Annotated in this window: 1 protein-coding gene; it reads right to left on the reverse strand. The window is 65.8% G+C overall.

Annotated elements, in window-relative coordinates:
* Positions 1 to 33: 33 nt before the first annotated feature.
* The gene (locus AC5Y7V_RS31345; protein WP_047040733.1) at positions 34 to 1,347 is read right to left on the reverse strand and encodes an IS256 family transposase; all 1,314 of its coding nucleotides are present in this window, start codon (positions 1,345 to 1,347) and stop codon (positions 34 to 36) included.
* Positions 1,348 to 1,463: the final 116 nt, after the last annotated feature.

Below are 1,463 nucleotides of genomic sequence, written 5' to 3' on the forward strand. Positions count from 1 at the left end.
GAGGAATAGTCAAATCCTGTGGATCGGGGGTCGTCAGGCGACCTCGGACACCGGAGTGTCGGGCGAGGGTTCCGGGGTGATGTCGACCGGCCGTTCGAGGAGCTTGCCCTTGTGGAACAGCGCGCCCGCTCGCACCAGTGCGACCAGCTGCGGTGCGTTGACCGCCCGCCACCGCGACTGCGCGGCCTCGATCAGCTTGTAGGCCATCGCCATCCCCGCCGCTCGTGAACCCGGACCCTTGGTCACCCTGGTCCGAAGCCGCACCGTCGCAAAAGTCGATTCGATCGGATTCGTCGTACGCAGATGCACCCAATGCTCGGCCGGATACCGAAAGTACTCGAGCAACACATCGGCGTCATCGACGATCTTCTTCACTGCCTTCGGATATTTCGCACCGTAGTCCTGTTCGAACGCCGCGATCGCGATCTGCGCCTTGTCGATGTCCTCGGCTCCGATGATCTCCTTCATCGCCGCCAACGCGCCGGGATGCGCGGACTTCGGGAGTGCTGCAAGGACGTTGGATTGCTTGTGGAACCAGCAGCGTTGTTCGCGGGTGTCGGGGAACACTTCCCGCAGTGCCTTCCAGAATCCCAGCGCGCCGTCCCCGATCGCGAGCACCGGGGCCCGCATTCCGCGGCGGCGGCAGTCCCGCAGCAGATCGGCCCAGCATTCGGTGGATTCGCGGTAGCCGTCGGCCAGGGCGACGAGTTCCTTACGTCCGTCGGCCCGCACCCCCAGCATGACCAGCAGACAGAGTTTCTCCTGCTCGAGCCGCACCTTCAGGTGGATGCCGTCGACCCACAGGTAGACGTAGTCGACTTGCGAGAGATCCCGCTGTCCGAAGGCTTTCGCCTCGTCCTGCCACTGCGCGGTCAGCCGGGTGATCGAGGCCGGCGACAGGCCGGCACCGGAGCCGAGGAACTGCTCGAGGGCGGGCCCGAAGTCGCTGGTCGACAGGCCGTGCAGGTACAGCAGCGGCAACACCTCGGACACTTGGGTGGACCTGCGGGCCCAGGCCGGCAGGATCGCCGACGAGAACCTCTTACGCTGGCCTGTCTCGGGATCGATGCGCTTGTCGTTGACCCGTGGCGCCTTCACCGTCACCGCACCGGCGGCGGTCATCACGTCGCGTTCGGTGTGGTAGCCGTTGCGTACGACGAGGCGGTGGCCGTTGTCGTCGACTTCACCGGCGTGCCGGGCGATGTAATCGGCGACCTCGGCCTGCAGGGCTGCGGCGAGCATCTGCCGGGCACCGTCGCGAACGATCTCATCGAGCAGCGACCGGCCTGCACCGGCGGCGTCGCCGGCCTCGTTCGGGTCTCGGCCTTCGTGTACTACCGTGAGCACGGGCGTGCCTTCCCGCCAGCGCGCCAACGCTGGTCTTGATCAGAATCCTGTTTCGTCAAAGATCATCATCCGGGAAGGTGCGTCCTCCCGGGATCCACAGGTTCTGATCATTGCTC

This window comes from Mycobacterium sp. NGS34, assembly GCF_059812845.1.